We start from the raw sequence: 23,460 nt of genomic DNA, 5'->3' as shown, positions 1-23,460 counted from the left end.
AGTGCGCCCAGAAGTCGGTTGAGCACGGGCAGCGCCTTCGCTCCAATGGCTTCACCCAAGGAGCCACCCCATGACCCACGCCACCACCCCAGCCACCACCGCCGTGCTGCAGGCCTGAACTACCTCGAGCCTTCCGCCCTGCGCCCGTTCAGCTACACCTTCGAGCCCCCGCCCGGCACCCCCTGGGAAAGCGGCAGCTACGCCCTGCACCAAGTGCCCATCGCCGATGCGCGCACCGCCGCCACGCCCAGCGACATCGAGCGCGAAGGCTTCGTGCTGCGCGACGCACCCACGGCCGTGCACGACTTTCTGGACGACGCCGAGGTCGCGGCCGTGTACCACCGCGAGGTGGCCGAACTGGCCCTGGCCGTGACCGGCGGCACGCGCGCCCACGTCTTCGACCACCTGGTGCGCCGGCGCGAGGCCGACCGCGCCGCGCTGAGCTTCGGCCGCCGCGCGGGCGACGGCCGGGCCGCCGCCAACGGCCGCATCCACAACGACTACACCGAAGCCTCGGGCCGCCGCAGGCTGGCGCTGGTGCTGGGCAACGAGCAGGAGGCCGAGGCCGTGCGGCGCTACTGCATCGTGAACGTGTGGCGATCCATCAAGGGACCGGTGCTCGACACGCCGCTGGCCGTGTGCGATGCGCGCTCGGTGATGGCCAGGGACCTTGTAGTCGCCGAGGTGCGCTACCCGCGGCGCACCGGCGAGATCTACCTGGCCACGCATTCGCCTTCGCACCGCTGGTCTTACTTCTCGGCGATGGACCGGCACGAGGCGCTGGTGTTCAAGCAGTACGACTCGCAGCTGAGCGGCGTCTCGCGCTACACGCCGCATGCCGCCTTCGACCACCCCGATGCGCCCGCCGACGCGCCGCTGCGCGAGAGCATCGAGGCCCGCTGCCTGGTGGTGTTCGAATGACCGCGCCCCGCGTCACCACGAGGCCCACGCTCGACCTGTGGTTCGACTTCGGCAGCAACTACAGCTACCTGAGCGTGATGCGCATCGAAGACGAAGCCGCCGCGCACGGCATCGGCATCCGCTGGCAGCCCTTTCTGCTGGGGCCGATCTTCCGATCCTTCGGGTGGGCCTCGTCGCCCTTCGTGCTGCAGAAGGAAAAAGGCGACTACACGTGGAAGGACATGGCCAGGCAGTGCCGCAGATACGGCCTGCCGTGGCAGCAGCCGACAAGCTTTCCGCGCGCCGCCGTGCTGCCGCTGCGCATTGCGCTGGTGGGCGCCAGCCAGCCGTGGATGGGCGAGTTCTGCCGCCGCACCATGCGCATGAACTTCGCCGAAGACCGCGACATCGATTCGCCCGAGGCCATGCGCGACCTGCTCGCCGAACTCGGCCTGCCGGCGCACCGCGTGCTCGAGGAGGCACTGTCGGACGCCAACAAGCTGCGGCTTCGGCGGCAGACCGAGACGGCCGCGGAAAAAGGCATCTTCGGCGCGCCCACCTTCTTCGTGGGCGAAGAAATGTTCTGGGGCAACGACCGGCTCGACGAGGCGATCGCGTTCTGCAAGGCGGGCGGCTCAGGGGGCTGAAGACTCCCCCTTGGGTTTGTCTTCAACTTCAGATCTCGCTTCGGATTTCAGCCACGCCGCCACATGGCGCACGTCCTCGCGCGGCGACGGCTCGGCCTGGATCAGCCAGTAGGCGTGGTCCGTCGCCGGCGCGGGCGTCGGGGCGTCCACGCGCACCAGACGGCGCTCGTCGAGCAGCGGCTGGATCAGCTCCAGCCGCCCCAGCGCCACGCCCTGCCCCGCCAGCGCCGCCTGGATGAGCTGGTCGTACTGGTTGAAGTGCAGCACGGCCTGCGGCCTGGCGTCGGCCCAGCCGACGGCGGCCAGCCAGTCGCGCCATTGCAGCCAGGGGTGCTGCGCGTCTTCGAAGTCGAGCAGGCACAGCGGCGACAGCGCCTCGGCCGAGCCCCACGACAGCGCCCCTTTCGAGCCCATCGACGGGTGCGCCACCGGCGCCACCGTTTCGCCGAACAGCCGCACCGCCCCGGCCGGCGCGAGCGCGGGCGTGGTGTAGCGAATGGCCAGGTCGATGCCTTCGTTGCGCAGGTCGGCCACCCGGTTGTTGGACGACACGCGCACGTCCACGCCCGGGTGCAGCGCCTGCACGTGCCGCAACCGCGGCAGCAGCCACAGGCCCGTCATGCCGATGCTCGCGCTCACGGTCACGGGGCGCTGCTCGCCGGACTGGCGAATGCCGCCCATCACCTCCTGCAGTTGCTGCACCGCGCCGTCGGCGCTGCGAAAGAGGCGCTCGCCCTCGGGCGTGAACGAAATCGCGCGGTGGCCGCGCACCAGCAGCTGCACGCCGAGCTGCGCCTCCAGCGCGTGCACCTGCTTGCTGACCGCCGACTGCGTGAGGCACAGGTCCTGCGCCGCGAGCGAGATGCTCATGCGCCGGCCGACCGCGACAAAGCCGCGCACCAGGTCCAGCGACGGCATGCGAAGCAGCGAAAGTGGCATTCCCATGGTGACTGCGAGAAGCGAAGGAGCCGGAATTTCAGCACAACGCCCCGGCCCACGCGACTGATGCGCCAGCGGCCCGCGCGCCCAACATCGGTTTGCCCGGACGGGGCTGCCGGCATAAGATCAGTTTGTTAACACTTTGTGACCTAATTACACAAAATGATTCGTTCCATCGCTGCCGTCTTTACCGCCCTCGCCGCCGCGTCCGTTCTGGCATTTTGCCTCGCGCCCTCCGCGCAGGCCCAGCCCAGGCCCCTGGTCATCGGCCAGACCTACGTGAAGACCGGGCCGCTGGCCTCGCTGTCGACCGAGCCGCTGGTCGGCATCCGCGCCATGTTCACCGCGGTGAACGCGGCCGGCGGCATCAACGGCCGGGCGGTGGAGCTGCGCCAGCTCGACGACGCCTACGACCCCGCCAAGGGCGCGGAGAACGTCAAGGCTTTCGTCAACGAAGGCGCGGTCGGCATCCTGATGCCCATCGGCACCTCGTCGTCGGTCGGCGCGCTGAAGACGGCCAACGAGCTGAAGATTCCGGTGGTCGGGCCCTACACCGGCGCCGGCCCGGTGGTGAAGTTCTCGGAGTACGGCTTTCCGGTGCGCATCAGCTTCGACGAGGAATACAGCCGCATCGTGAACCACCTGTTCACCATCGGCCTGTCGCGCATCGCCTTCGCCCACAACGACAACCCGGGCGCGCGATCGGCGATGGAAAGCACGCAGAAGTTCATTGCCGAGCGCGGCGACAAGATGGTCGGCAGCGTGGCCATCAAGAACGACGGCTCCGACGCCACCGAACGCGCGCAGGAACTCGCCAAGCTCAAGCCCAAGGCGGTGGTGCTGTCGGCCACCAACGACGTGGCCGCGAAGTTCATCACCGCCTACCGCGCGGCGGGCGGCGAGACGGCCTTCTATTCGTTCTCCTTCCTGAACGGGCAGAAGCTGTTCCAGGACATCAGGAAGGACGCCGCCGGCGTGGTCATCTCGCAGGTGGTGCCCTACCCGTGGAACAGCGCGATGCCGGTCATTGCCGAGTACCAGGCGGCCATGAAGAAGATCGGCGCCACCGAGTTCAGCTACGCCAGCCTCGAGGGCTACGTCACGGCCAAGGTGATGGTCGAGGGGCTCAAGCGCGCGGGCGCGAACCCGACGCCGGACTCGCTGCAGAAGGGCCTCGAGTCGTTCAAGACGCTGGACCTCGGCGGCATTGCCGTGGCCTACCGGCCCGGCGAGCACCGCGGGCTGACTTTTTCCGAGCTGTCGATGCTGAAGGCGGACGGCAAGTACCTGCGCTGATCGGCACGGGCTGATCTATCTCTTCGACAGTTCACCCTTTCAACCTCTTCAGCCCCCCGCCTGCACCGTGCGCGCCACCGCCTGCAGCGCCTGGGCAAAGGCCTGTGCCGCGGGCGTGAGCGCCGCGCGGTCGCGCATCAGCAGCGACACCTGCACGTTCGGCAACCTGTCGGCCAGGCGCAGCGCCACCAAGCCCCTGGAGGCGGCCGCCCGCGCGAACAGCGACGACGACGCCAGCGTGAGCGCGCCCGCCCGCTTCACCAGCGTCATGCCCAGCTGCCACGAATGGCAGACCACGATGTCGCGCGGCGGCGCCTCGCCGAGCTGCGCGAAGCAGCGCCGCAACAGCTCTGCGCCGTAGCTGGGCACCACCCACATCGCCTCGTGCAGCTTGCCCATCGTGCGCGCGCGCGCCAGCGGATGACCGGCCTTGGCGACCACGGCCAGGGGAAAGTCGAGCAGCAGTTCCCTTTGCAGCCCGTCGTCGGCCACGGGCTCCAGCTCGCCGAGGATGGCGAAGTCGAACTCGCTGCGCTTCCACAGCCCGTTCACGTCGGTGCCGCTGAGCTCCTGCAGCTCGAGCGCCACGCCGGGCCAGCGGGCGCGAAAGTCGAGCAGCGCGTTCGGCAGCAGCCGCTCGACCGCGAACGAGCTGAAGGCCACGCGCAGCGAGCCGCCCGCGCCATCGCGCAGCTGGGCAATTTCTTCTTCGGTGCGGCGCACCTCGTCGGCCAGCAGGCGCGCGCGCCGCAGCAGCGCCTCGCCGATGGGCGTGAGCACCACGCCCTTGGCGCTGCGCACCAGCAGCTGCGCGCCCACGCTGTGCTCCAGCTCGCGAATGGCGTAGGTCATGGCGGGCTGCGTCAGCTCGCAGCCGCGCGCGGCGGCACGGATGCTGCCGGCCGCGGCGACCGCTTCGAAGATCTTCAGGTGCTTCAGGTTCATGGCGTGCAGGCGAGCGGACAGCGGACAGCGGAAAGGGGCGATCAGCAATTTTGATCGCCCTGGAGTTTTCCGGATCTTTTCCTTCACCCCCGCTTTCGCTAAGGTCCGCGGCGGTTCTTTCACTTTCCTTGCAGAACACCATGAACATCCGCTCCCGCCTCGCCCTGCTGATGCTGTCCGGCAGTTTCCTGAACAGCGCCACCTTCGCGCAGTCGGCGCCGGACGCTGGCAACGCCCTCGCCACCCGCGCGCTGGCGCTGGCGGACGCCTCCGAGGCGCAGGTGGTCGAATGGCGCCGCCACATCCACCAGCACCCCGAGCTCTCCTACCAGGAGGTGCAGACCGCCGCCTACATTGCCGCCGCGCTCGCGAAGATGCCCGGCATCGAGGTGCAGCCCGGCATCGCCAAGACCGGCCTCAAGGCCGTGCTGCGTGGCGGCAAGCCGGGCCCGGTGGTGGCGCTGCGCGCCGACATGGACGCGCTGCCCGTGCTCGAGCGCAACGACCTGCCCTTCAAGTCGACCGACAAGGCGCCCTGGCTCAACGGCGAAGTGCCGGTGTCGCACGCCTGCGGCCACGACACGCACGTGGCCATGCTGCTGGGCGCCGCGCAGGCCTTCTCGAAGATGCGCGCGGAGCTGCCCGGCACGGTCGTGTTCCTGTTCCAGCCGGCCGAAGAGCAAGGCCCCGGCCCCGTGCTCAGCGGCGCGCCCGCCATGGTGAAGGCCGGCGTGCTCGACAACCCGAAGGTCGACGTGGTGATGGGCCAGCACATCAACGCGCGCGGCCCCTCGGGCACTATCAGCTACCGCCGCGGCGGCTTCATGGCCAGCGGCGATGCGTTCAAGATCTCGCTCAAGGGCAAGGGCGGGCACGGCTCGTCGCCCTGGACCGCCAAGGAACCGACCATTGCGGCGGCCGAGATCGTGCTGGCGCTGCAGAACATCGTGAGCCACCAGATCGACCCGCTGGACGGCCCCACCGTGGTCACCGTGGGCCTGCTGCAGAGCGGCAACCGCGTGAACATCCTGCCCGACACGGCCGAGATTGCCGGCACCGTGCGCTCGCTGTCGGCGAAGAACCAGAAGGTGGCGCACGACAACATCCGCCTGAAGGCGCAGAAGATCGCCGAGAGCCACGGCCTCACGGCCGAAGTGACCATCGACACCGGCTACGAGGTGCTGGTGAGCGACCCCGCCGCCACGCAGGCCGTGGCGCAGGCGCTGGAAGCCGCCGCCGGCGCGGGCAAGGCGCGCGAGTCGCAGCCCAGCATGGGCTCGGAAGACTTCGGCTCCTTCGGCAAGAACATTCCGGTGGTGTTCTGGCACCTGAACGCCTCGCCGTTCGGCGACAGGCACGGCGCGCCCAACCACTCGTCGGAGTTCGTCATCGACGAGTCGGCGATGAAGGTGGGCGTGCGCGCGCTGGTGGGCAGCACGCTGGCGTACATGAACAAGCCGGCGGGCGCCGGAGGCACCGTCAGCGGCAGCGGCAACTGATCGCCCTGGGCCGAGCGCGGCGATGCGCCGGCGCATCGGCTTTCCAGGGCCGCGGTGCTAAGGTGGCGCGCATCCATGACACCCCCCGGCCTGCTCAACGCGAAGCCTTCCGGCCTTTCACGCGCCCGGTTCCTGCGGCTCCTCGCGGTCCTCGCGACGGTGCCGGCGGGCGCGGCGCTACCGTCCTTCGCGCAGCAGCAGCAGCAGCCACAGTCACCGCCACCGCCCATGCCGATGAACACCCGCCCCATCCCCGCCACGCAAGAAGCCCTGCCCGTCGTCGGCTGCGGCACCTGGATCGGCTTCGACCAGCGCCCCGGCACCGACGACTACAAGCGCCTGCCCGGCGTGCTCGACGCGCTGTTCGCGGCCGGCGGCAAGGTCATCGACAGCTCGCCGATGTACGGCCGCTCCGAGGAGACCACGGGCGAGCTGCTGGCGGCCTCGGGGCACACAGCGCGCGCCTTCCTCGCCACCAAGGTCTGGACCTCGGGCCGCGAGGCCGGCATCGCGCAGATGGAGCAGTCGTTCCAGCGGCTGCGCACCCCGCGCATCGACTTGATGCAGGTGCACAACCTGGTCGACTGGCGCACCCACCTCGCCACGCTGCGCGGCTGGAAGGACAAGGGCCGCGTGCGCTACATCGGCATCACGCACTACACGGCGTCGGCCTATGCCGAGGTCGAGGCGGTGCTGCGCGCCGAGAAGCTCGACTTTCTGCAGATCAACTATTCGGCCGACGCGCGCGACGCCGAAAAGCGCCTGCTGCCGCTGGCGGCCGAGCGTGGCGTGGCGGTGATCGTCAACCTGCCCTTCGGCGGTGGCGGCCTGCTGCGCCGGCTGCGCGACAAGCCGCTGCCCGGCTGGGCCGCGGACATCGGCTGCGCCAGCTGGGCGCAGGTGCTGCTGAAGTTCGTGCTGAGCCACCCGGGCGTGACCTGCGTGATTCCGGGCACCAGCCGCGCGCAGCACATGGCGGACAACGCCGCGGCGGGCACCGGTGCGTACGGCGACGCGGCCTTCTGGCGCGCGCACGCCGGCGAACTGGCCAGCTGAAGAAGCTCAGTCGCTCAGCACGATGTCGGCGGCGGGCACCGCGCGAATCGGCACCCCGAAGCTGGTGATGTCCGACAGCGTGGCGTTGTGGTGCGCGCGTATCTGCGCGCCCGTGGCGTGCACCTTGTCGTGCGAGGTGTGCGCGTCGGCCGCCAGCACCACTTCGTAGCCCAGCGCGGCGGCGCGGCGCGTGGTGGTGTCCACGCAGAACTCCGACGAATAGCCGCAGACCACCACGCGCTTCACGCCGTGCTGCGCGAGCCAGGCTTCCAGCGGCGTGCGCAGGAAGGAGTCGGGCGTGGTCTTGCGGATCTTCGCGTCGCGCGAATCGGTGTCCAGCGCGCTGGCGAGCTGCCAGCGCTCGGAGTCGAACTCCAGGTCGACCGCGTTCTCATGCTGGATGAAGGCCACCGGCACGCCGCTTGCGCGGGCCCGCCCGGTGAGCGCGTTGATGCGTTGCATCACGGCTTCGGCTTCATGGGGGCGCGGCGGGTCATCGCAGAGACCGCGTTGCACATCGATGACGAGTACGGCAGTTTTCATGGCGCCATCGTAGCGGCCTGATCGCACGCGCTGTACAGGGGGCACCCCGGACAGCCGCACCAAAAGCCAAGGAACAAAAACAAAAGAACAAAAGCCCTCCCCCGCGAATGTTTCTGCCGCTGAAACCATTGAAACGCCTGCCATGGCTAATCTCCGGCCATCCGACAAACACAATCAAGAAGGCGCTCCCATGGCTGATGAATCAGGCTCGCAAGGCTCCTACCTGCCCCAACTGCTGCGCCGCGGCACCGCATTGGCCGCGGCCGGCTGCGCCTTCGTGGCGGGCTGCAGCGCCGCCAGCGGCGAGGCGCGCTACGACAACTCGCCCCAGTTCAAGGACGGCGGCTTCCACAACATGGCCAACCCCGGCCTGCCTGCGCAGGCCAGCGCATGGCGCATCTGGTCGCGCTTCATCGTGGGCAGCAAGATCGACAGCGTGCCCGTCGACCCCATTCCCGTGAAGCCGCTGGACAGGGCCACGCTCGACGCGCTCGACACCGGCACCAACCACGTCGTGCGGCTGGGCCACTCGTCGCACCTGCTCAAGCTGCGCGGCAAGTACTGGCTCATCGACCCCGTGTTCAGCGAGCGCGTGTCGCCGGTGCAATGGGCCGGGCCCAAGCGCTTTCACAAGCCGCCCATCGCGCTGGAGCAGCTGCCGCCCATCGAAGGCGTGATTCTTTCGCACGACCACTACGACCACCTCGACCTGGCCACCATCGAGTACCTGTCGAAGAGCGTGCAGCACTACTTCGTGCCGCTGGGCGTGCGCTCGCGGCTGGTGGTGATGGGCGTGCCGGCCGAGCGCGTGAGCGAGCTCGACTGGTGGCAGGGCGCCGAACACGACGGCGTGAAGCTCACCGCCACGCCCGCGCAGCATTTCTCGGGCCGCACGCTGGGCGACCGCGACCGCACGCTGTGGGCCTCGTGGGTGGTGCAAAGCGGCGACCAGCGCATTTTCTACAGCGGGGATTCGGGCTACTTCCCCGGCTTCAAGCAGATCGGCGATCGCTTCGGCGGCTTCGACATCGCGCTGATGGAAAACGGCGCCTACGACGCCATGTGGCCCGCCGTGCACATGACGCCCGAGCAGAGCGTGCAGGCCTTCGAAGACCTGCGCGGCAAGGTGTTCTTCTCGGTGCACAACAGCACCTTCGACCTTGCCTTCCACACCTGGCACGACCCGCTGGACCGCATCGCCAACCTCACCGAGGCGAAGAAGATCGAGCTGGCCACGCCGGTGATCGGCGAGGTGGTCACGGTGGGGCAGGCGCGCACCAACACGCGCTGGTGGGTGGGCCTGCACTGAGCAGGCGCGCCAGGCCTCAGGCCGGGTTGCGAAAGTGCAGCTCGATGGCACGCACCGTGTCGAGCAGCTTCGGGCGAATGTCCTGCATGAAAACCTCCGGCGCCATCGAACGCGGCCCCGCCGCGCTCAGCACCATCAGCGGCATGCCCTTGCCCACGCGCAGCGGCGAGGCAATGGCATTGACCTCGCCGCGCCAGTCGCCGAAGGAGCTGCAGCAGCCGTACTGGTCGATCTCGCTCACGGCCTGGCGAATGCCCGGCTCGATGCGCGGCCAGCCCGCCAGGTCGAGCGTGCGAATGCGCTCCTCCAGCCCCCGGCGCGCGCCTGGCTTGGCACCGGCCAGGTAGGCCCGCCCCATGGCCGTGGTGGCCAGCGGAATGCGCGAGCCGATGTTCAGCCGAATGGTCACGATCGAGTCGCTGCGGCAGGTTTCCACGTAGAGCATCGACATGCCGTCGCGCATGCCCAGCGCGATGAGGCAGCCGGTGTCGTTGGCCAGCTGCTGCATGAGCGGACGGCTCACCTCCTTGGCATCGAGCCGCGACAGCGTGGTGCCGCCCAGCGTCAGCGTGGCCATGCCGAGCCGGTAGCGGCCCGACTCCGCCACGTGGTGCAGGAAGCCCAGCTTGGTCAGCGTGTAGGTCAGCCGCGTGACCGTGGACTTGGGCAGCCCGCAGCGCTCGGCCAGCTCCTGGTTGCCCAGCCGCTCTTCGCCCGAGGCGAAGCACTGCAGCACCTGCAGCCCGCGCGCCAGGGCGGTCACGAAGTGCCGGTCTTCCTTGGCGTTGACCTTGGGCACGGCGTCTTCGTACTCGCCGAGCGCCCGCTTGGAGTGGATTTCTGCGCGCTTCATGCGCCCGACTCTAGAGCAGCCGCGCCAGCCGTTGCGAGACGATGGCCTCGGCCTCGCGCATGATGCGCGCGACCAGTTCGGCCACGCTCGGCACGTCGTGGATCAGGCCGGCCACCATGCCGCAGCTCCAGGCGCCGGCGTCCATGTCGCCGTCGACCATCACCCTCGGGTACACATTGCCCACGAACGCGCGGATGTCTTCTATCTGCGTGTGCGCGCCCTTCTCGCGCTCGATGGCGAGCAGCGCCTGCACGCCCGCGTTGTCCAGCACGCGCTCGGTGTTGCGCAGCGGGCGCATCACCAGCCGCGTGTCGAGCTCGGAGGCCGCGACGATGGCGGCCTTGACGTTCGCATGCACGGGCGCCTCCTGCGTCGCGATGAAGCGCGTGCCCATGTTGATGCCCTCGGCACCGAGCGCGAGCGCGGCCACCAGGCTGCGGCCGTCGGCCATGCCGCCGGAGGCGACGAACGGAATGTCGAGCGCCTCGGCCGCGCGCGGCAGCAGGATGAAGTTGGGCACGTCGTCTTCGCCCGGGTGGCCGCCGCACTCGAAACCGTCGACGCTCACCGCGTCGCAGCCGATGGCCTGCGCCTTGAGCGAATGCCGCACCGAGGTGCACTTGTGGATGACCTTCACGCCCGCTTTCTTCAGCTGCGGCATGTAGGGCTCGGGACTGCGCCCGGCCGTCTCGACGATGCGCACGCCGCCTTCGACGATGGCGTCGATGTACTCGGGGTACGGCGGCGACGCGAAGGTCGGCAAGAAGGTGAGGTTCACGCCGAATGGCTTGTCGGTCAGGTCCCTGCAGCGGGCGATTTCCCTGGCCAGGCGTTCGGGCGTCTTCTGCGTGAGCCCGGTGATGACGCCCAGGCCGCCCGCGTTGGACACCGCCGCGGCCAGTTCGGCGAAGCCGACGAAATGCATGCCGCCCTGGACGATGGGGTGCGCGATGCCGAAGAGTTGGGTGATTCTGGTTTTCATGGTGAAGCGTGCAGAGGCTGTCAGCGGTTGCGTTGGGAAACGATTTCTTCCTCGACCTCGCGCAGCCGGTCCTTGCCGAAGAACATCTGGTCGTTCACGAAGAAGGTGGGTGAACCGAAGGCGCCCTGCTCGAAGGCGCCTTGCGTGTTGGCCATGAGCGCCTGCTTGACCTCTGCGGTGCCCATGGCCGCGAAGAGCTCGGCCGCGGGCAGGCCTGCGTCGCTCAGCGCGGCAGCCACCACGTTCGCGTCGGCCATGTTCAGGCTGCGCTCCCACATGCACGAGAAGACCGTGTCCACGTACGGCGCGAAGCAGCCGAGCGCTTGCGCCGCGACGGCACCTCGCATGATGGTCAGCGTGTTGACGGGAAAGAATTCGTTGCGGCGGTAGGCCGTGAGCCGGTGCTTCTCGAGGAAGCGCCGGAACTCCAGCGCGTCGTAGGCGCGCTTGTTGGGAATGTCGGCGAAGGCCTCGGCCGGCGAGCGGTTGTTGGTGAGCTTGAAGAGCCCGCCCAGCAGGATCGGCTCGTACGCCGCCGCCACACCGGTGCGCGCCGCCATCGCGGGTAGCACCTTGTGGCACAGGTAGGCGTTGGGGCTGCCGAAGTCGAAAAGAAACCGGAGCTTCACGGTGTCTGCCTTGTCCATGCTCACCATGCCTCCATCCAGGGGCGCAGCTCCATCTCGTGCGTCCAGGCATCGCGCGGCTGCCGGTGGATTTGCCAGTAGGCCTCGCCGATGCTTTCCGGCGACACGATGCCGCCCTGGTCCAGCAGCGCATAGCGCTCGGGAAAGTTGGTGCGAATGAACTCGGTGTCGATGGCGCCGTCCACCACCGGGTGCGCCACGTGGATGCCCTTGGGCCCCAGCTCGCGCGCCATGCTCTGCGCCAGCGCGCGCAGCGCGTGCTTGGCGCCGGCGAAGGCGGCATAGCCGTCGCGCCCGCGCAGGCTGGCGGTGGCGCCGGTGAAGATGATGGTGCCGCGCCCGCGCGCCAGCATGCGCTTTGCCACCTCGCGGCCCATGAGGAAGCCGCCGAAGCAGGCCATTTCCCACACCTTGAAGTACACGCGCGCGGTCGTCTCGGTGATGCCGAAGCGCACGTTGGCGCCGATGTTGAACACCGCCACCTCGATGGGCGCGATGTTCTTCTCGATGTTCTCCACCAGCGAGACCATCTCTTCCTCCTTGCGGGCGTCGCTGCCGAAGCCGTGCGCCTGGCCGCCCGCGGCCTCGATCTCCTGCACCAGCGGCTGGAGCTTGTCGGCGCTGCGCCGGGTGACGCAGGCGATGTAGCCCTCGCGGGCGAATCGCCTGGCAATGGCGCCGCCGGTGGCGTCTCCGGCGCCGATCACGAGGATGGCTTTCTTGTCGTTCATGCGGTGTCTTTCGTCGGTCGGTCTGTGAATGCGCACGCGGCTTGGCGCGGCCTCTTCATTCTGGGATGCCGCACCGCCGAACAGCGCACGCCGGGCCGAACTGAAAACTGCATTGCGGAACTTCAAGCTGCATGCCGGTTTGTGATTTTTCTCGAATGAGAGAGGCGGGATTGCCGGTGTTTTCACTGGGGAAATCCCTGCTTTGTGTTCTGCAGTGCAGTTTTCAAAACCGCCGCCGAAGACCCCTTGCTTCATAGACTCGCCGCCATTCGAAACACCGGACCCACCGAACAATGACGACCGAGACACACACCCCGCCCCTTCGGGTGCACCACCTTCTGTCCCCCTGGATCGCCGCCCAGCCCGACGCGCTGGCGCTGCGCGACGCCAGCGTGTCGCTGAGCTATGGCGAGCTCGGCGCGCAGATGGACGCCACCGCGCGGCGGCTTGCGCAAGCGGGCGTGCGTGCGGGCGACCGCGTGCTCATCGTCGGGGAGAACTGCGCGGCACTGTGCGTCGTCTTCCTGGCGCTGAGCAAGCTCGACGCATGGACCGTCGCGGTGAATGCACGCCTGTCCGCGCGGGAGATCGACGCGTTCATCGCGCACGCCGGGGCTCGTCGCGTTCTTTACCTGTGCCACGTCTCGCCCGAGGCGCGCGGCCATGCGCAGCGGCACGGGGCCTCGCACTTGGCGGGCGAGCTGGGCGAGCTGGGCGAGGTCGCCATCGGCCCGCTCTCTGAAAGCACGCAGCCCGAGCCCTGCGAGGCCGACCCGGCAGCGCAGGTGGCGGCCATGGTCTACACCTCGGGCACCACGGGCGCGCCCAAGGGCGTGATGCTGACGCACGCCAACCTGATGTTCGTGGCCACCGCCGCGCGCGACCTGCGCCGGCTCGGGCCGCGCGACGTGGTCTACGGCGTGCTGCCGATGGCGCATGTGGTGGGCCTGTCGACGCAGTTCCTCGGTGCGATGTGCGCGGGCGCGGCGCTGCTGCTGGAGCCGCGCTTCGCGCCGGAGAACGCGGCCAGGGCGCTGCAGCGCGACGGGGTGACCGTGTTCACCGGCGTACCGGCGCTGTTCGCGCGCCTGCTGGAGTGGGCGCGCAAGAGTGGCCATGACGGCAAGAACGGCAAGAACGGGGATAGCGACCGAGGTGGGGTGGCCATCGAGGCGCCAGCCCTGCGCCTGATCACCGTGGCCGGCTCGCCGCTCACGCCCCGCCTGAAGGCCGAGGTCGAGCAGGCATTCGGGCTGCCGCTGCACAACGGCTATGGCCTGACCGAAACCGGCCCCACCGTCGCGCAGACGCGGCTGGACGCGCCGCGCGAGGACTGCGCCGTCGGCGTTCTCATTCCGCGCGTGCAGGCGCAAGTGCGAGTGGTGAACGCAGGGGACGGCGTGGCGGGGGCCGGTACCGGTGTCAGTGCCGGCCCCGGCGAAGTCGGTGAGCTGTGGGTGCGCGGGCCCGGCGTGATGAAGGGCTACTACCGCAGCCCCGAACTCACCGCGGCGGTAATCGACGCGGCGGGCTGGTTCAACACCGGCGACCTTGCGCGCATCGACGCGGACGGCGCGCTGTTCATCTCGGGGCGCACCAAGGAGCTGATCATCCGCTCAGGCTTCAACGTCTACCCGCTCGAGGTGGAGCAGGTGCTGAACGCGTACCCGGGCGTGGTGCAGTCGGCGGTCGTCGGGCGCGAGGCGGGGCACAACGAGGAGATCGTGGCCTTCATCGAGACCCGGGAAGGCATCGCCATCGACGACGCACTGCTGCGCGCCCACCTGCGCGCGCACCTGTCGCCCTACAAGCAGCCCGGCGAGATCCGCGCGATGGCGGCACTGCCTTCCGCGCCCAACGGCAAGGTGCTCAAGGGCGTGCTGAAAACGCTCGCGCAAACGCCGCTGCACACCGCTTCATGACCACGCCCAGCTTCGGAACACCCATGCACCACCTTGCCACTTACACCCGTCGCGCCCTCGCCTTCACGCTGTGCGGCATCGCCGCCGTCTGCGCCTCGCAGGCGCTTGCGCAGGAGAAGCCGGGCGCCTATCCCTCGCGGCCCATCCGGATCATGATCGGCTTCGCGCCGGGCGGCTCCACCGATGCGCCGATGCGCGTGCTCGCCGAGAAGGCGGGCGCCATCCTCAAGCAGCCCATCGTCATCGAGAACAAGCCCGGCGTGGGCGGCACCATGCCGGCGCAAAGCCTGCAATCGGCCGCGCCGGACGGCTACACGCTGGCCATCGCCTCGGCCGGCGTGTACCGGCTGCCCTACACCAACGACATCAAGTGGGACCCGGCCAAGGACCTGAGCTACGTGATCGGGCTGACCGGCTATGCCTTCGGCATCGTCGTGCCGGCGAGCTCGCCCATCAGGACCTTGAAGGACTACGTGGCGCAGGCCAGGGCCAACCCCGGCAAGCTGACCTACAGCACGCCCGGCATCGCCACCACCAACCACCTGACGATGGAGCAGCTCTCGCGGCTGTACAAGATCGAGCTCAACCACATTCCGTACAAGGGCAGCGCCGAATCGCTGCAGGCCATCGTGGGCGGCCAGGTCGACTCGGCCGCGGAAACATCGGCGTTCGTGCCCTATGTGGACGCCGGCAAGCTGCGGCTGATTGCCGTGTGGGGCGACAAGCGCATGGCGCGCTACCCCGAGGTGCCCACGCTGAAGGAGAGCGGCGCGAACATCGTGCAGACCTCGCCCTGGGGGCTGGTGGGCCCCAGGGGGCTCGACCCCGCCATTGCCGCCCGGCTGCACGACGCGTTCAAGCAGGCGATGGAAACGAAGGAGTTCAGGGAGACGCTGGCCCGCTACGAGATGGAGCCGGCCTACATGAGCGCGAAGGACTACCGCGCGTTCGCGGTGGATGCGATGAAGCGCGAGAAGGAGATCCTCGACGCGCTGGGCCTGTCCCGCAAGTAGGCGGGAGGTAGGAGGCGGGAGGTAGGAGGCGGGCGGCGTGGCAACGTGGCGAATGGCGCCACTTCGCGACGCCGCCTGGCCCGGTGTGCTTACCCGCCGCGCTCCTTGCGCTCGCGGGCGCGGCGCACCTGCCGCGTCTCGTTGGCCTGCGAGGCGATGCGCTCCTTCTCGCGCTTCTTCGCGGCCCGCTTCTCGCGCATGCGCTTGCCCAGCACATAGCTGCCGAGGCCGGTGACCACGGCGATGAACAGGCCGATGACGCTGACGTCGATGCCGCCCATCACAGCACCCGCACCACGCCGGTCGGCTTGAAGCCCAGGTCGGCGGCCTTGCCCTTGCGCGCGCGGCTGCCGCGCGCGTTGTTCAGCGTGCGGATCTCCAGCGTTTCCTCTCGCTCCTTGGCACCGCGGCCGATGCCCTCGATGCGCACGCTGCGCGTGTAGGCCGCTGCACCCGCGAGCGTGTCCTTCGGTTCCAGGTCGATCAGCGTCAGGCCGCGCCCGCCCTTGGGCAGGCTCTTGAGCTCGGCGATCTCGAAGGTCAGGATGCGACCGCCCGTCGAGGCGCAGGCCACGTGCGTGGCCGCGGGCATGGGTTCGGCGCCGCTCGCGCCACCCACCAGCGAAGGCCGGCAGATCTGCTCGCCCTCGCCCACGTCGATGAAGGCCTTGCCGCCGCGCTGGCGCGACATCATGTTCTCGACCGTGGCGATGAAGCCGTAGCCGCCGGTGTTGGCCAGCAGCACGCTGGCGCCCACGGGGCCGGCGAAGAAATGCGTGACGTGCGTGCCGGCGTCCAGCTCGATGAGCGTGGTCACGGGCTGGCCGTCGCCGCGCGCGCCAGGCAGCGAGGACACGGGCACGGTGTACACGCGCACGCTCTTGTCCTTGGCGCTGCCGAACACCAGCAGCGTGTCGACGCTGCGGCATTCGAAGGCGCCGTACAGCGCATCGCCCGACTTGAAGCTGTACTCGGGCGGGGCCGCCTTCTCGCCATTGGCACCGTTCGCTGCGTTGGCGCCATTGGCCTTCTCGCTGGCCCAGCCCTTCTGCGCGCGGACCCAGCCCTTCTGCGACACGATGACCGTGACGGGCTCGTCCACCACCTTCACCTCGGCCACGGCGCGCTTCTCGGCCTGGATGAGCGTGCGGCGCGCATCCTCGAAGCTCTTGGCGTCGGTCTCGATTTCCTTCACCAGCAGGCGGCGCAACGCGGCCGGGCTGCCCAGGATGTCCTCGAGCTTCTTCTGTTCTTCGCGCAGGCCCTTGAGCTCCTGCTCGATCTTGATGGCCTCCAGCCGCGCCAGTTGGCGCAGGCGGATTTCAAGAATGTCCTCGGCCTGGCGTTCGCTGAGGTTGAAGCGCGCGATGAGCGCCGCCTTCGGGTCTTCCGCCGCGCGAATGATCGCGATCACTTCGTCGATGTTCAGCAGCACGAGCTGCCGGCCCTCGAGGATGTGGATGCGCTCCAGCACCTTGTTCAGGCGATGGCGCGAGCGCTTCTCGACGGTGACTTCGCGGAACGCGATCCACTCGTTCAGGATCTGGCGCAGCGACTTCTGCGTGGGCTTGCCGTCGATGCCGACCATGGTCAGGTTGATCGACGACGAGGTCTCCAGCGAGGTCTGCGCCAGCAGCGTGGTGATGAACTCTTCCTGGCTGATGCGCGAGGTCTTGGGCTCGAACACCAGGCGCACGGCGGCGTCCTTGCTGGACTCGTCGCGCACCACGTCGAGCACCGACAGCATCGCGGCCTTCAACTGGGTCTGGTCGGCGCTGAGCGCCTTCTTGCCGGTCTTGACCTTGGGGTTGGTGATTTCCTCGATTTCCTCGAGCACCTTCTGCGTGCTGACGCCCGGCGGCAGCTCGTTGACCACCAGCTGCCACTGGCCGCGCGCGAGCTCTTCGATCTTCCAGCGCGCGCGCACCTTGAGCGAGCCGCGGCCGGTGCGGTAGGCGTCGGCGATGTCGCTGGCGTTGCTGATGATCTGCGCGCCGCCCGGATAGTCGGGGCCGGGCACGATGGCCAGCAGCTCTTCTTCGCTGAGCTTGCCGTTCGACTTGATCAGCGCCACGCAGGCGTCGGCGATCTCGCGCAGGTTGTGGCTCGGAATTTCGGTGGCCAGGCCCACGGCGATGCCGCTGGCGCCGTTGAGCAGCGTGAAGGGCAGCCGCGCGGGCAGCAGGCGCGGCTCCTCGGTGCTGCCGTCGTAGTTGGGAATGAAGTCGACCGTGCCTTCGTCGATCTCGTCGAGCAGCAGGCTGGTGATGCGCGCCAGCCGCGCCTCGGTGTAGCGCATGGCCGCGGCGCCGTCGCCGTCGCGGCTGCCGAAGTTGCCCTGGCCGTCGACCAGCGGGTAACGCTGCGAGAAGTCTTGCGCCATGCGCACCAGCGCGTCGTAGGCGGCCTGGTCGCTGTGCGGGTGGAAGCGGCCGAGCACGTCGCCGACCACGCGCGCGCTCTTCACGGGCTTGGCACCCACGGTGCCGTTGGTGCCGCCGAAGCCCAGGCCCATGCGCGACATCGAATAGAGGATGCGGCGCTGCACCGGCTTCTGGCCGTCGGACACGTCGGGCAGCGCGCGGCCCTTGACCACGCTCAGCGCGTACTCGAGGTAGGCGGTCTGGGCGTAGTCGGCAAGGGTCAGCGTGGTGTCGCCGTCGGTGGGGCCTGCAAGGTCGAGCGGAGGTTGGGAATCCATCGTCTGTCGTTCTCGGAAGATTTCGGTTGCTTGTTTATTCGGTCATGGGCACCGAAGGCGAGCCTGTCGAGGACGAGACGGGCACTTCGGGCATGAAGGGAGAGGTCGGCACGCTGGCGGCATCGGGCACCGCGGGCAAGGCGGGGGCAGAGGACGGCGTTGGTGAAGTTGGGGAGGCTGGCGAATTCGAGGAATTGGTGGACCGCGCCGGGGCCAGCGGCATCCACGGCCGGTCGGGCATGTTGCCGCGGCCGACGGCGCCGCCCATCTCCATGCGGATGCGCCCTGGCGACTTGCCGCCCACCGTGCCGCCGCCGATGCGCCCGCTGACGCCCGGCTTCAGGTACGCATACAGCTGCAGCACGGTCTGCACGTAGTTCTGCGTTTCCTTGTAGTTCGGAATCTTGTTGCCTGCCCGCTGCACGGCGCCCTCGCCCGCGTTGTAGGCAGCCAGCGCCAGCTCGATCTGCCCGGGAAACATCGCGATCAGGTCGCGCAGGTAGCGCGAGCCGGCGGCGATGTTGATGCGCGGGTCGAACAGCTTCTTCTCGATGGTGGTGCGCTTGTCCGCGGCCACGCCGTAGCGCTGCGCGGTGGCGGGCATGAGCTGCATGAGCCCCATCGCGCCCTTGGGCGACACGGCCTGGGCGTCGAAGCCCGACTCGGTGGCGATCAGCGCCTGCAGCAGTTCGTAGTCGATGTCGTGCTTGTTCGATGCGTCGCGCAGCGCGCTCTTGGCGACCTTGTAGCTGGGCGAGGCCTCGAACATGGCGAGCAGGGTCTGCGAGGCGGGCGACACCTTGCCGTCGGCCTTGCGGCCCAATTTACCGAGCGGAGAGAGCCCCTTCGCGGTGTCGAAGCTCTGCCCGCCGCGAAAGAACACCTCGTAGCGCTCGTCGACCTTCTCGGCCGCGAAGTGCGCGATGCCCTTGCTGTCGACGTAGCCGTAGACGTCAGCGGCGCGCGCCAGCCCCTGCTGCGCGAGCAGCAGAAGTGCCACGGGGGCCAATAGCAACGAACGCTTGAAAGCTGACATGCGTGGTGGAGGGCTCAGACATCGATGTCGACATCGTCGGCGCGCAGTTCCATGAGTTCGCGCCGCGCTGCCGCTTCGCCCTTGCCCATGAGCTTGGTGATTTCTCCCTGGGTGGATGTGAAGTCGAACCGGCCCAATTGGACCTGCATCAGGCGCCGGGTGTCCGGATTGAGCGTGGTTTCCCACAATTGTTCCGCGCTCATTTCACCCAGGCCCTTGAAGCGGCTGATGCTCCAGGCGCCTTCGCGCACGCCGTCCTTGCGCAATTTGTCGAGCGTGGCGGTGAGCTCGCCCTCGTCGAGCGCGTAGACCTTGGAGGCCGGCTTCTTGCCGCGCGCGGGCGCATCGACCCGGAACAGCGGCGGCTTCGCGACATACACGTGGCCGGTTTCGATGAGTTTCGGAAAGTGCCGGAAGAACAAGGTGAGCAGCAGCACCTGGATGTGCGAGCCGTCCACGTCGGCATCGCTCAGGATGCAGATCTTTCCGTAGCGCAGGCCGCTCAGGTCGGGCGTGTCGTCGGGGCCGTGCGGGTCGACGCCCACGGCCACCGAGATGTCGTGGATTTCGGTGTTGGCGAACAGCCGGTCGCGCTCCACTTCCCAGGTGTTGAGCACCTTGCCGCGCAGCGGCAGGATGGCCTGGCTTTCCTTGTCGCGGCCCATCTTGGCGCTGCCGCCGGCGGAGTCGCCCTCCACCAGGAACACTTCGTTGTGGCCGATGTCCTTGCTTTCGCAGTCGGTCAGTTTGCCCGGCAGCACGGCCACGCCGGAGCCCTTGCGCTTCTCGACCTTCTGGCCGGCGCGCTGGCGGGTCTGGGCGGCCTTGATGGCGAGTTCGGCCAGCTTCTTGCCGTAGTCGACGTGCTGGTTGAGCCACAGCTCGAGCGCGGGGCGCACGAAGCTGGACACCAGGCGCACGGCGTCGCGCGAGTTCAGCCGCTCCTTGATCTGGCCCTGGAACTGCGGGTCGAGCACCTTGGCGCTGAGCACATAGCTGGCGCGCGCGAACACGTCTTCGGGCAGCAGCTTCACGCCCTTGGGCAGCAGCGAGTGCAATTCGATGAAGCCCTTCACCGCGGTGAACAGGCCGTCGCGCAGGCCGCTTTCGTGCGTGCCGCCGGCGCTTGTGGGAATCAGGTTGACGTAGCTCTCGCGCACCGGCTGGCCGTCTTCGGTGAAGGCCACGCACCAGTCGGCGCCCTCGCCTTCGGCGAAGTTGTCGGCGTTCTTGTCGGCGTGGCCGCCGCCTTCAAACAGCGGAATGACCGGATCACCGTTGAGCGTCTGCATCAGGTAGTCGCTCAGGCCGCCCTTGTAGAGCCACTGCTGGCTTTCCTTGGTCTTCTCGTTGACCAGCGTGACGCTCACGCCGGGCATCAGCACGGCCTTGCTGCGCAGCAGGTGCGTGAGCTCGCCCATGGGCAGCACGGCGGTCTCGAAGTACTTGGCGTCGGGCCAGGCGCGCACGGTGGTGCCCTGCTTGCGTTCGCCGGCCTCGAGCTTGCGCACCTCGAGCGCCTCGATCACGTCGCCGGCGCCGAAGGCCAGCCGCGCGATGGAGCCTTCGCGGTGCGAGGTGACCTCGAGCCGCTTCGACAGCGCATTGGTCACCGACACGCCCACGCCGTGCAGGCCGCCCGAGAAACTGTAGGCGCCGCCGGAGCCCTTGTCGAATTTGCCGCCGGCATGCAGCCGGGTGAACACGAGCTCGACCACGGGGGCGTTTTCTTCGGGGTGCATGCCGAAGGGAATGCCGCGGCCGTCGTCTTCGACGCTGACGGAGCCGTCGGCGTGCAGCGTGACCTTGATCTTCTTGCCGTAGCCCGCGAGCGCCTCGTCGGCGGCGTTGTCGAGCACTTCCTGAATGATGTGCAGCGGGTTGTCGGTGCGGGTGTACATGCCCGGGCGCTGCTTGACGGGCTCGAGGCCCTTGAGCACGCGGATCGAGCCCTCCGAATAGCCGGAGGACGCGGAAGAGGAACTGGGGGGAGTCTTGGGGGGAGTCGCCATGGGGGCGGATTGTAGTCAGTGGCCGGGAAATGACTGGATACCCATACAGGAAAGTCCGGGGAACGTCCGCCCCCCGCTTCAGCGCACTCCGGCGCGCCTCACGGCATGGCCAGGTGCGCGCCCAGGAAATCGATGAACTCCCGCAGCTTGGGCGACGGATGCCGCCCTGAGGGCCACAGCACGCCCACCCCGATGCTGTGCGGGCGCACATGCCCGGCCAGCACGCTGCGCAGCCGGCCCGCGGCCAGCGCCTCGCGCACGCTGAAGTCCGGCAGGCAGGCGATGCCGCGGCCCCGCTGCGCGAAGCACAGCCGGGTTTCCATGTTGTTGCAGACCATGGACACCGGCGGCCGGCATTCGCTGCCATCGGGCATGGGCAGCAGCGGCCAGACCTCCACCTTGCCTGTGGCGGGATAGCGGTAGTGCAGGCAGGTGTGCCCGGCCAGGTCGGCCAGCGACGCAGGCGTGCCGTGGCGTTCCAGGTAGTCAGGCGAGGCGACCAGCAGCTGCGAGAACGCCCCCAGCCGCCGGGCCGAGAGCCGTGAATCGGCCAGCTCGCCGGTACGCACCACGGCGTCGAAACCTTCCTCGATGACGTCGACCAGCCGGTCGCTGAAGTCGAGGTCGAGCTCGATGGCCGGGTGCTCGCGCATGAAGTCGGCCAGCACCGGCAGCACCAGCGAGCTGACCAGCGGCAGGCTCACGCGCAGCTTGCCGCGCGGCGCGCCGGCCGAGTGCGACAGCTCCTGCTCGGCCGCCTCGATCTCGGCCAGCACCCGGCGGCTGCGCGCCAAGAACAGCGTGCCCTCGGCGGTGAGCGTGATGCTGCGCGTGCTGCGGTGGAACAGCCGCACGCCCAGGCGCTCTTCGAGCCGCGCCACGCGCTTGCCCACGGCGGATGCGGACACGCCCAGCGCGCGGCCGGCGGTGACGAAACTGCGCGTTTCGGCGACCTGGATGAAGACGGTGAAGCCGCCGAGGCTGTCCATGCGAATGCTCCATTGCGGACCAGCTTGTCCGTATTGAGCGGAACTGTAGCCCCCTTTTTCCGGAGTCGCCTTGTTCCTATCGTCGGTGGCATGTCATTCACGAACGCCAACCCTTCTTCCTCGCCACGCTCCGCGTCGCTCTGCGCACCGCCAAGGCTTCCCTTGCTGGGCTTGCTCGCCCTCGCGGCCGCCGGCTTCATCACCGTGCTCACCGAGGCCATGCCCGCCGGCCTGCTGCCGCAGATCGGCGCGAGCTTGGGCATCGCGCCCGCGCTGGTCGGCCAGCTCGTCACGGTCTACGCCATCGGCTCGCTGGTGGCGGCGATTCCGCTCGTCGCCCTCACCCGCAGCTGGCGCCGACGGCCCTTGCTGCTGCTGGCCATCGGCGGCTTCGCGATCGTCAACACCGTGACCGCGCTGTCGCACGACTACGCGCTGACGCTGGTCGCGCGCTTCTTCGCCGGCGTGTTCGCGGGCCTGCTGTGGGCGCTGCTGGCTGGGCAGGCGGCGCGCATGGTCGCGCCTTCGCTGCAGGGCCGGGCCATCGCGGTGGCCATGCTGGGCGCGCCGCTGGCGCTGTCGCTGGGCATTCCGGCCGGCACGCTGCTGGGCAACGGCGTGGGCTGGCGGCCGGCGTTCCTGATCATGTCGGCGCTCTCGGTGCTGCTGCTGGGCTGGGTGCGCTGGCAGGTGCCGGACTTTCCCGGCCAGGCCGCCGGCCGCCAGCAGAGCGTGCGGCGCGTGTTCCTGTTGCCGGGCGTGCGGCCGGTGCTGGCGGTGATGCTGGCCTTTGTGCTGGCGCACAACATCCTCTACACGTACATCGCGCCCTTCCTCGCGCACGCCGGCTTGGGCGAGCGGGTGGACCTGGTGCTGCTGGTGTTCGGCGCGGCATCGATCCTCGGCATCTGGGTGACGGGCCTGCTCATCGACCGGTGGCTGCGCGAACTGGTGCTGGCCGGCACGGCGGGCTTCGGGCTGGCGGCGCTGCTGCTCGGTGCAGCGACCGGGTCGCCGGCGGTGGTGTTCGTCGCGGTGGGCGTGTGGGGAGTCGCCTTCGGCGGCGCTGCCACGCTCTTCCAGACCGCGTCGGCGCAGGCCGCGGGCGATGCGGCGGACGTGGCGCAGTCGATGGTGGTCACGGCGTGGAACATCGCCATCGCGGGCGGCGGGTTGGTCGGCGGCGTGCTGCTGCAAAGCCGGGGCGCGGGGGTGTTGCCGTGGTCGCTGGTCGTGCTGCTGGTGCCGGCGCTGTGGCTGGCCTGGCGGGCCTGCGCGCAAGGCTTTCCGGGGGCGCGTGCTGTCGCGGGCGCGACTGCACGATGAAGCCTGAGCGAAGGCGGCGGCTTTGATGCGCAAAGCGCATTGAAACGCCGTCTACAAATCATCAATGGCTTTGGCCGCCAGCGGGGCTGCCGCAGCATGCAAGTCGCTACATTC

21 protein-coding genes are annotated in these 23,460 nt (G+C 69.0%); 9 read left to right on the top strand and 12 right to left on the bottom strand.

The annotated features are described in order from the left end of the window. Positions 1–45 precede the first annotated feature (45 nt). Together QTI51_RS05540 and QTI51_RS05535 are read left to right on the top strand one after the other, a co-directional pair. Positions 46–921: a CmcJ/NvfI family oxidoreductase gene (locus tag QTI51_RS05540; protein ID WP_286512479.1), complete on the top strand. Its 876-nt coding sequence runs from the start codon at positions 46–48 to the stop codon at positions 919–921. Then, positions 918–1,547 carry a 2-hydroxychromene-2-carboxylate isomerase gene (locus tag QTI51_RS05535; RefSeq protein ID WP_116908646.1) on the top strand — a complete coding sequence of 210 codons (630 nt, stop codon included), beginning with the start codon at positions 918–920 and terminating at the stop codon, positions 1,545–1,547. The genes QTI51_RS05540 and QTI51_RS05535 overlap by 4 nt, the downstream gene beginning before the upstream one ends. Here the strand turns inward: QTI51_RS05535 and QTI51_RS05530 are convergent. After that, complete coding sequence (locus QTI51_RS05530; RefSeq protein WP_116908645.1) at positions 1,536–2,486, bottom strand: LysR substrate-binding domain-containing protein; 951 nt, start codon at positions 2,484–2,486, stop codon at positions 1,536–1,538. The two genes, QTI51_RS05535 and QTI51_RS05530, sit on opposite strands and share 12 nt — an antisense overlap. A gap of 162 nt (positions 2,487–2,648) precedes the next feature. Here QTI51_RS05530 and QTI51_RS05525 point away from each other — a divergent pair, with 162 nt between their 5' ends. Next, the gene (locus tag QTI51_RS05525) at positions 2,649–3,782 is read left to right on the top strand and encodes an ABC transporter substrate-binding protein (protein WP_116908644.1); all 1,134 of its coding nucleotides are present in this window, start codon (positions 2,649–2,651) and stop codon (positions 3,780–3,782) included. A gap of 48 nt (positions 3,783–3,830) precedes the next feature. Here QTI51_RS05525 and QTI51_RS05520 read toward each other — a convergent pair whose 3' ends face one another. Beyond that, a complete protein-coding gene (locus tag QTI51_RS05520) occupies positions 3,831–4,727 on the bottom strand; it encodes a LysR family transcriptional regulator (protein WP_116908643.1) in 897 nt (298 codons plus the stop codon). A gap of 140 nt (positions 4,728–4,867) precedes the next feature. On the opposite strand from QTI51_RS05520, the gene QTI51_RS05515 reads away from it, so the two are divergent. Beyond that, positions 4,868–6,226: a M20 metallopeptidase family protein gene (locus QTI51_RS05515; protein WP_286512482.1), complete on the top strand. Its 1,359-nt coding sequence runs from the start codon at positions 4,868–4,870 to the stop codon at positions 6,224–6,226. Positions 6,227–6,301: 75 nt separating this feature from the next. Further along, on the top strand, positions 6,302–7,282 hold the full coding sequence (locus QTI51_RS05510; protein WP_116908642.1) for an aldo/keto reductase: 981 nt from the start codon (positions 6,302–6,304) through the stop codon (positions 7,280–7,282). Between the two features lie 6 nt (positions 7,283–7,288). Here the strand turns inward: QTI51_RS05510 and QTI51_RS05505 are convergent, their stop codons facing one another. Then, positions 7,289–7,825: a cysteine hydrolase family protein gene (locus QTI51_RS05505; protein WP_116908641.1), complete on the bottom strand. Its 537-nt coding sequence runs from the start codon at positions 7,823–7,825 to the stop codon at positions 7,289–7,291. 190 nt (positions 7,826–8,015) lie between these two features. Here QTI51_RS05505 and QTI51_RS05500 point away from each other — a divergent pair, with 190 nt between their 5' ends. Next, a complete protein-coding gene (locus QTI51_RS05500) occupies positions 8,016–9,134 on the top strand; it encodes an MBL fold metallo-hydrolase (protein WP_116908640.1) in 1,119 nt (372 codons plus the stop codon). A 16-nt stretch (positions 9,135–9,150) separates the two neighbouring features. Here QTI51_RS05500 and QTI51_RS05495 read toward each other — a convergent pair whose 3' ends face one another. From QTI51_RS05495 to QTI51_RS05480, 4 genes are read right to left on the bottom strand one after another with little or no spacing between them, the layout of a single operon-like run. Continuing rightward, a complete protein-coding gene (locus tag QTI51_RS05495) occupies positions 9,151–9,987 on the bottom strand; it encodes an IclR family transcriptional regulator (protein WP_116908639.1) in 837 nt (278 codons plus the stop codon). A gap of 10 nt (positions 9,988–9,997) precedes the next feature. Beyond that, positions 9,998–10,969, bottom strand: a complete 972-nt coding sequence (locus QTI51_RS05490; RefSeq protein ID WP_116908638.1) for an NAD(P)H-dependent flavin oxidoreductase — start codon at positions 10,967–10,969, stop codon at positions 9,998–10,000. 20 nt (positions 10,970–10,989) lie between these two features. Further along, the gene (locus QTI51_RS05485; protein WP_116909080.1) at positions 10,990–11,616 is read right to left on the bottom strand and encodes a 2-hydroxychromene-2-carboxylate isomerase; all 627 of its coding nucleotides are present in this window, start codon (positions 11,614–11,616) and stop codon (positions 10,990–10,992) included. A gap of 2 nt (positions 11,617–11,618) precedes the next feature. Then, entirely contained in the window at positions 11,619–12,347 is a 729-nt protein-coding gene (locus tag QTI51_RS05480; RefSeq protein ID WP_116908637.1) for an SDR family oxidoreductase, read from the bottom strand. A gap of 293 nt (positions 12,348–12,640) precedes the next feature. On the opposite strand from QTI51_RS05480, the gene QTI51_RS05475 reads away from it, so the two are divergent. Both QTI51_RS05475 and QTI51_RS05470 read left to right on the top strand, forming a co-directional pair. Continuing rightward, positions 12,641–14,269 (top strand): class I adenylate-forming enzyme family protein, encoded by a 1,629-nt coding sequence (locus QTI51_RS05475; RefSeq protein WP_116908636.1) that lies wholly within the window; start codon positions 12,641–12,643, stop codon positions 14,267–14,269. A 23-nt stretch (positions 14,270–14,292) separates the two neighbouring features. Further along, positions 14,293–15,282: a tripartite tricarboxylate transporter substrate binding protein gene (locus tag QTI51_RS05470; RefSeq protein WP_116908635.1), complete on the top strand. Its 990-nt coding sequence runs from the start codon at positions 14,293–14,295 to the stop codon at positions 15,280–15,282. A gap of 89 nt (positions 15,283–15,371) precedes the next feature. On the opposite strand, the gene QTI51_RS05465 is transcribed toward QTI51_RS05470, so the two are convergent. From QTI51_RS05465 to QTI51_RS05445, 5 genes are all read right to left on the bottom strand, one after another. After that, positions 15,372–15,563, bottom strand: a complete 192-nt coding sequence (locus tag QTI51_RS05465) for a hypothetical protein (protein WP_116908634.1) — start codon at positions 15,561–15,563, stop codon at positions 15,372–15,374. Then, positions 15,563–17,983, bottom strand: coding sequence for a DNA topoisomerase IV subunit A (parC, locus tag QTI51_RS05460; RefSeq protein ID WP_116908633.1), 2,421 nt, complete (start codon positions 17,981–17,983; stop codon positions 15,563–15,565). The genes QTI51_RS05465 and parC overlap by 1 nt, the downstream gene beginning before the upstream one ends. 34 nt (positions 17,984–18,017) lie before the next feature. Next, entirely contained in the window at positions 18,018–19,019 is a 1,002-nt protein-coding gene (locus QTI51_RS05455) for a lytic transglycosylase domain-containing protein (protein ID WP_116908632.1), read from the bottom strand. A gap of 14 nt (positions 19,020–19,033) precedes the next feature. Beyond that, positions 19,034–21,031, bottom strand: coding sequence for a DNA topoisomerase IV subunit B (locus QTI51_RS05450; protein ID WP_116908631.1), 1,998 nt, complete (start codon positions 21,029–21,031; stop codon positions 19,034–19,036). A gap of 98 nt (positions 21,032–21,129) precedes the next feature. Further along, positions 21,130–22,020 carry a LysR family transcriptional regulator gene (locus QTI51_RS05445; RefSeq protein ID WP_116908630.1) on the bottom strand — a complete coding sequence of 297 codons (891 nt, stop codon included), beginning with the start codon at positions 22,018–22,020 and terminating at the stop codon, positions 21,130–21,132. A 90-nt stretch (positions 22,021–22,110) separates the two neighbouring features. Between QTI51_RS05445 and QTI51_RS05440 the strand changes: the two genes are divergently transcribed. After that, the gene (locus tag QTI51_RS05440) at positions 22,111–23,346 is read left to right on the top strand and encodes an MFS transporter (protein WP_116908629.1); all 1,236 of its coding nucleotides are present in this window, start codon (positions 22,111–22,113) and stop codon (positions 23,344–23,346) included. The last annotated feature ends 114 nt before the right edge of the window (positions 23,347–23,460 follow it).

Source organism: Variovorax sp. J22G73 (assembly GCF_030317035.1).
Taxonomy (GTDB): Bacteria; Pseudomonadota; Gammaproteobacteria; order Burkholderiales; family Burkholderiaceae_C; genus Variovorax.
Note: the sequence above shows the minus strand (reverse complement) of the source record. Positions and strands in the feature narration are given on the sequence as shown.